The sequence below is a fragment of the Parafrankia sp. Ea1.12 genome (genome assembly GCF_900465275.1).
Lineage (GTDB): Bacteria > Actinomycetota > Actinomycetes > Frankiales > Frankiaceae > Parafrankia > Parafrankia soli.
Window position 1 is genome coordinate 38,259 of sequence record NZ_UBIZ01000266.1, and the last position, 6,446, is coordinate 44,704.

General features: G+C 74.6%; 6 protein-coding genes. 5 read left to right on the forward strand and 1 reads right to left on the reverse strand.

What is annotated here, in order from left to right; translation table 11 throughout:
* Positions 1 to 3: 3 nt before the first annotated feature.
* Positions 4 to 885: a TIGR03854 family LLM class F420-dependent oxidoreductase gene (locus FMEAI12_RS12255; RefSeq protein ID WP_112106117.1), complete on the reverse strand. Its 882-nt coding sequence runs from the start codon at positions 883 to 885 to the stop codon at positions 4 to 6.
* A gap of 127 nt (positions 886 to 1,012) precedes the next feature.
* Here FMEAI12_RS12255 and FMEAI12_RS12260 point away from each other — a divergent pair, with 127 nt between their 5' ends.
* The 5 genes from FMEAI12_RS12260 to FMEAI12_RS12280 all read left to right on the forward strand — a co-directional run.
* A complete protein-coding gene (locus tag FMEAI12_RS12260) occupies positions 1,013 to 1,207 on the forward strand; it encodes a hypothetical protein (RefSeq protein ID WP_112106118.1) in 195 nt (64 codons plus the stop codon).
* Positions 1,204 to 1,695 (forward strand): hypothetical protein, encoded by a 492-nt coding sequence (locus FMEAI12_RS12265; RefSeq protein ID WP_112106119.1) that lies wholly within the window; start codon positions 1,204 to 1,206, stop codon positions 1,693 to 1,695. Before FMEAI12_RS12260 ends, FMEAI12_RS12265 begins: the two co-directional genes overlap by 4 nt.
* A 278-nt stretch (positions 1,696 to 1,973) precedes the next feature.
* On the forward strand, positions 1,974 to 3,842 hold the full coding sequence (locus tag FMEAI12_RS12270) for a hypothetical protein (RefSeq protein ID WP_112106120.1): 1,869 nt from the start codon (positions 1,974 to 1,976) through the stop codon (positions 3,840 to 3,842).
* 389 nt (positions 3,843 to 4,231) lie between these two features.
* A complete protein-coding gene (locus FMEAI12_RS12275; RefSeq protein WP_112106127.1) occupies positions 4,232 to 5,419 on the forward strand; it encodes a TAXI family TRAP transporter solute-binding subunit in 1,188 nt (395 codons plus the stop codon).
* 72 nt (positions 5,420 to 5,491) lie between these two features.
* Positions 5,492 to 6,446: serine/threonine-protein kinase (locus tag FMEAI12_RS12280; protein ID WP_146776687.1), on the forward strand; the 955-nt coding region annotated here is incomplete at its 3' end.

The window sequence follows — 6,446 nt, forward strand, 5'->3', positions numbered from 1 at the left end:
CGGTCAGGTCTCCAACGGCATGAGCTCGCGGGCGAACCCGTCGAGGAACTCCGGCCAGCCGGCGGAGTCGATCAGCGGGTACACGACGAACTTGCTCACCCCGGCGTCCACGTACCGGGCGACGAGCTCGCGCGCCTGAGCCCACCCGCGCGGGACGAGGTCGGCGGGGTCGCGCCCGGGGCGCCGCCCCCGCAGTGCCACCGCCGTCGCCGCGGGGACCTCACCGAACGCGATCCGCAGGCTCAGCCCATGGTGCTCCGGATCGACCTCGCGCCCGGCCTCCGCGGCGGCCGCGTTGATCACGGCGATGCCCGCGGCGGCCTCGACGGGGTCGACCAGGCTCGCCAGCCAGCCGTCCCCGTAGTGGCCGATACGGCGCAGCGCGGCCGGCGCCGCCCCGCCGAGCCAGATGTCGAGCGGACGGGCCGGGCGGTCCCCGATCCCGATGTCGGTGACGTCGAAGAACTCGCCGTGGAAGGTCACCGTCTCCTCGGCGAGCATCCGGCGCAGGAGCTGGAGCGCCTCGTCGAACACCGCGCCGCGCCGCCCGGCCGGCACCGGGAACGCGTCACGCTCGGCCGGACGGGCCGGCCCGAGCCCGAGCACCGGCAGGACCCGCCGCGGCGCCAGCGCGGCCATGGTGGCCAGCTGCTTGGCCAGCAGGACGGGGTTGCGTCCGGGGAGGACGGCGACCCCGGTGCCGACCTTGATCGAGCTGGTGCGGCCCAGGGCATACGCCATGCCGGCGAGCGGGTCGACGCTCGCGGCGGAGAGCTGCTCGGAAAGCCACAACGAATCCACACCGAGTGCCTCGGCCGTGTCGACCCGGGCGGCGAACTCCCGGCCGGGGACGGCGGCGAACCCGACACCGATGCGAACCTTCATACGGTCAGCCTAGGTCGAAGCGCTCCACGGGGCCCCGAGCCGAGTGTCCCGGGTAGCCCCCCTGCCCCGGCGAGACAGGCAAATCGGGGCATTGACCCCAGCGGGAATCCCGGAGGACCGTCGTCTGATGGGCGACGTCGGCAAGCCGGAACGCATCGTCGAGGACGAACCGATCGGGTTCCCGGACGAGGAGCCACTGACGGCTCCCGCGCCGGTCCCCGCACCACCGGCCACCGCACCACCGGTACCGGCCGAACCGGAGAAGGAGCCGGCCCCCACCGGGCAGGCGGGGCAGGACGGCCGCGTGCCGATCCCACGGTGAGCCTGCTCGGGTGGCGCCAGTGGGCGGTCGACTCCGACGGCCTGCTGCGCCCCGCCTGGACCCCCTGGTCACCGTTCCCGCCCGGGTTCCTGCTGTGGCGCCCGGACGGCCTGACCGAGGCGCACTGCCTGCGCACCGACGACTCCGGGCAGGAGCAGCACGACCGCCTGCCGGGCGACGACTGCGTGTGCGGCCTCTACGCCTGGCGTGATCCGTCCCTGCTGGTGACGGCGCGGCTGCCCCGGTGGACGAGATGTCCCTGCGTGATCGGCGTGGCGCGGCTCGGCGGGCGGGTGATCGTCGCCGAGCGCGGCTACCGGGCGCAGCTGGGCTACCCGGCCGCGGTGTTCGACCCCCGCGGCATCGTCTCGCCCCGGTACGCGGTCGCGCGTTACCGCAGGTGGCCGGCCCTGGTCGCCGAGTGGCACGCCGCCGGGCCCCGCGGCGGCGAGCAGGCCGGCGCACACCCTGACGAGACGGGCGAGTAGCCCGATGACCGATGGGCGCGACCCGGGAGCGCCCACCGAGGAACGGTCACCCCACGTGACTTCGGCATGGCCGATACCTGAACGGGGGTAGCCAGAAGTGTCTTTGCGCCCGTAGAACGTCACACGTGGCGACAAAGATCGCGCGCCGGCCGACTAGGGTCAGATCTGCACACAACGGCACGATGCGGGCATAACCGGGTCTGGTCACGATAGATCGCTCCCGGGTCGGGGGCGCGCCCGGCCCCGAGTGGCGCGACGGCGCGCAGCGAGGGGGAACCGTGCGGACAACCGGCACCGCGGCGGATCCCGCTGACCCCGCCGAGCCGGGCGACCCCCTCCCCGCTGATCCCGTCCCCGCTGATCCCGTCCCCGCCGGTGCGCGGCGGGACGGGCCGCGGCCGAGTCACCGGCACCGACGTCAGCGGCGCCGCCGGCGCCCGCTGGGCCGCGCGGGCCTGGTCCCGGCGGCGGTCCTCGCGGGGTACCTCGCGCTCGCCGTCGCCGTCTTCCGTGCCGCGTGGGCCGATCCCGGCGGCGTGGTCTACGGCTACAGCGACTCGGTGCTGTTCGCGTGGTACCTGGGCTGGGTCCCGCACGCCCTGTCCGCAGGCATCGACCCGTTCGTCACCTCGTACCTGAACGCCCCGACCGGCACGAACATCCTGTGGAGCACGCCCGTCCCGCTGCTCGGGCTGGTGACCGCGCCGGTGACCGCGCTGTTCGGCCCCGTCGTCTCACTCACCCTGCTGCTGACACTGGCGCCGGCGCTCTCCGCGTTCGCCCTGTTCTGGGTGCTGCGGCGCTGGGTGCCGGCGCCGCCGGCCGCCGGCGCCGGCCTGCTCTACGGCTTCGGCCCGTACATGATCGGCGAGTCGTACGGGCACCTGCATCTCACCTTCGCGGTCTTCCCGCCGCTGCTGCTGCTCCTGCTCGACGACCTGATCGTGCGCCGGCGCCCACCGGGGCGCACCGGCGTGCTGCTCGGCCTGGCGGTCGCCGCCCAGGCCATGATCAGCGAAGAGGTCCTGGCCACCGCCGCGCTGCTCGGCGCGCTCGGGCTCGCCATCGCCGGGCTGGCCCACCGCGCCGCCGTCCGCGCGCGGGCGGGCGCGCTGCTGCGGGGCCTGGCGGCCTGCGGCACGACGGCCGGGGCGCTGCTCGCCTGGCCGCTGTCCGCGCAGTTCCTCGGCGACCAGCGGGTCCACGGCAACATCCAGCCGCACAACGTCGCGGTGTCCGATCTGCTGACCTTCGTCACACCGACCCCGGCCCAGCGGATCGCACCCGACGTGGCGCTGCGGCACAGCCTGCGCTTCACCGGCAACGCGGTCGAGGTGACCGGCTACCTCGGGCTTCCCCTGCTGCTCGGGGTGGCCGCGGTCGCCATCCGGTTCCGCCGCGAGCCGCTGGTGGCGGTGTTCGCCCCGCTCGGCGCGGTGACGGCGCTGCTCTCCCTGGGCGGCCACCTGCACGTGGACGGACGGGTCACCGGCATCCGCCTGCCCTGGCTGCCGTTGGAGAACCTCCCGGTGATCAGCAGCGCGCTCCCGTCCCGGCTCGCGCTGTACCTGGCGATGTCCGTGGCGATCGTCCTCGCGGTGGGCCTGACCCGCGTCGCCGCGTCCACCCGGTTCCCGCGGCCGGTCACCCGGGCCGGGCTCGTGCTGCTCACCGCGGTGATGCTGGCGCCGCTCGTGCCGCGCAGCCACGTGGCGACACCGGCCGCCACGCCCGCCTTCTTCACCGGCGACGCCGTCCGCGCGGTTCCCGAGGGATCGACGGCGCTGGTGCTGCCCTACCCCTATCCGGCCCGCACCGAGGCGATGCTCTGGCAGGCCGAGGCGGGCTACCGGTTCCGGCTCCCGGGCTGCTACTGCACCGTCCCGGGGCCGGACGGGCGCGCCGTCTTCAACGCGTGGACCGACCCGCTCAACGGCGCGCTGGTCGCGGTCGAGCAGGGCCGGTCGGACGCGGCGGCCGTGCTGGCCGATCCCGCCGTGCAGGCCGCCTTCGACCGGCTCGCGCCCGCCGCGGTGATCCTCGGCCCGAGCGCGAACCGGGACGAGCTCGCCCGGCTGGTGACCGGCCTGGCCGGCGCCGGGCCGGCGGACGTCGACGGGGTCCAGCTGTGGCTGACAGCGCCCTGATCACCACCTTGTGATCACCATTGGCGCCCCGGTATGTCCGGGATGTCCCATCAGTGCGACGCGCTGTGACCAGGTGTCCGGTGTTCGACACCCAAAGCGCGGGACAGGACCCGGACCCGGCTGTTGACTGCCGGTTAATCGCCGGTCGATAGCCTGCGGCGCAACGTTTCGGCGTCCGGTTCGGACGTGTCCGCTCCGGACAGTGTCGGGTACGGACGGTCGTTCTCCGGAGACAACTCGCGGCGTCCCCGGAAATCGCGTGGCCGCCGGCCACGCCGGGCGGGCGCCCGCCGTTGTTCGGCGACGAACAGTACGCGGAGGACGACGGACGGCGCGATTTCGGGTCGTCGCGGGCTCAGCAGACGCGATCGGACGCGGAAGGACGAGGGTTGCCCACGGAATCCAGGCTCGGCCGGTCGGGGCACGGCCAGTCGGGCGCAACGCTGACGACCCTGCAGCGGGCCACGGTCGTCGGCCTTGTGGCGCTCTCCGCCGCGGTGGCGGTCGGCCTCGGCCTGACCGCCCGCGACGACCCGCCGGGCACGGCCTGGCCACCGGAGCGGCAGGCGACGTCCTGCCACGACGTGAAGATCTTCACCGGCCAGGTGGGATCGCCCTACAACCGGTTCGCGCGGGTGCTGCGCACCCGGCTGCAGGCCGCGCCCGAGCACTGGGACGTCGAGGTCGTCCCGACCGGCGGCTCCGCGGAGAACATCTACCACCTGGAGGAACAGCAGTACCGGACGTGCTCGCTGGCGCTGGCCCAGCTCGGCACGACCGTGGACGCCGGGTCGGCGGTCAACCAGTTCTCGCCCCAGCGGGGCGGCCACCTCGTCGAGGGGCTGCGCACGCTCGGGCCCGCCCACGACGACCTCCTCCACGTGATCGTCCGCGCACCCGGGAGCAGCCCGCCCGGCACCGGCGCGGACGTGCGAACCTTCACCGACCTCTGCGACCGGGCCATCGCCGCCGGGCCGGCGGCCTCGGGCACCCGCCAGATCGGCACCGTGCTCCTCCGCGTCGGCCTGCCGGGCACGTGCACCCCCCGGCTGGAGGACTCCTCCATCGACGACGGGCTGCGGCTGCTGGTCGCCGGTGCGGTGGACGCGGTCTTCTGGGCCGGCGGCGCCGGCACCGAGCGCATCCGGACCGAGCTCGCCAATGGCGTGAAACTCCAGGTCCTCGACCTGGCGCAGTTCCGCGACGCGATCGCGGCGGACTGGGAGAAGGTCTACCACCCGCCTGGGCGGTACTTCCCCGGCACGGTCTTCCCACCCGGGCACCTCGGGCCACGGGACTACCCGGGGATGACCGACGTGGACACCGTCTCGCTGCCCAACGGCGTCCTGGCACACGAACAGGCCGACCCGGCGCTGGTCCGGCGGGCGACGGCCGACCTCTTCGGCGATCCGGCCGAGTACGAGCGGGCCCTGTGGGGCGACAACCCCGCCGGCCGACGCGTCCCGGACGCGCTGACCGTCTACGAGAGCCCGTTGTTCTGCTACGTCCCGCTGCATCCGGCGGCCGCCGAGTACTACCGGCTGCGCTTCGACCGCGGACCCGGCTGTGGCCGGTAGCGGCGCGGTGGCGACGGTAGCCGGTAGCGGCGCGGTGGCAGCGGCCCGGCTCCGGCCGCGCGGAGGTGGGCCGTGCTGCGCCCGCTGACCGACTCCGACCCCCGCGTCATCGGCCCCTACCGGCTGTACAACCGGATCGGCACCGGCGGGATGGGCATCGTCTACCTCGGGTTCAGCCCCGACGACCAGCCGGTCGCGGTGAAGGTCCCGAACCCGCAGCACGCGACCGACCCGGAGTTCCGCGCCCGGTTCCGGGCGGAGGTGTCGGCGGCGCGGGGCGTGCTCGGCCCCACGGTCGCCCGCGTCATCAACGCCGAGGTGAACGGCCCGCAGCCATGGCTGGCCACCGAGTACGTGCAGGGCCCGAGCCTGAACGCGGCGGTGAACGACGGCTGCCCGCTGGTCGACCGCCAGCTCGACACGCTCGCCGTCGGGCTGGCCCAGGCGCTCGTCGCCATCCACCAGGCCGGCGTGGTGCACCGCGACCTCAAACCGGCGAACATCGTGATGTCCTGGTCCGGCCCGAAGGTCATCGACTTCGGGGTGGCCCGCTCCGCCGACTACAGCGGCTACACCCGGGCCGGCGAGGTCGTCGGCACCGTCGCCTGGATGGCACCGGAGCAGATCCGCGGGCACACCGCGGGACCCGCGGCGGACGTCCACGCCTGGGCCCTCTGCGTCGGGTTCGCCGCGACCGGCCGCCGGCTCTTCCGCGGCGACACCCAGGAGATCGTGGCGCTACAGATCAGCTCAGCGCGGCCCGACCTGAGCGACATCCCCGAGCGCCTGCTCCGACCGGTGCTCGCCGCCCTGGACAAGTCACCGCACGACCGCCCCGACGCCCACGCCCTCCTCACAATGCTGACCGGAGACGGCCTGCGCGCGGAGCTGGCCGGCGAACGTCGGACAGCCAGCGAACGTCGGATGGCCGGCGCCGGCCCCGAGGCGGACGCCGACGCGACCCGGGCGACGACCTCGATCGGGGCGGGCACGAATCCGCCCCCTGTCATCGCGCACGTTCCCGACC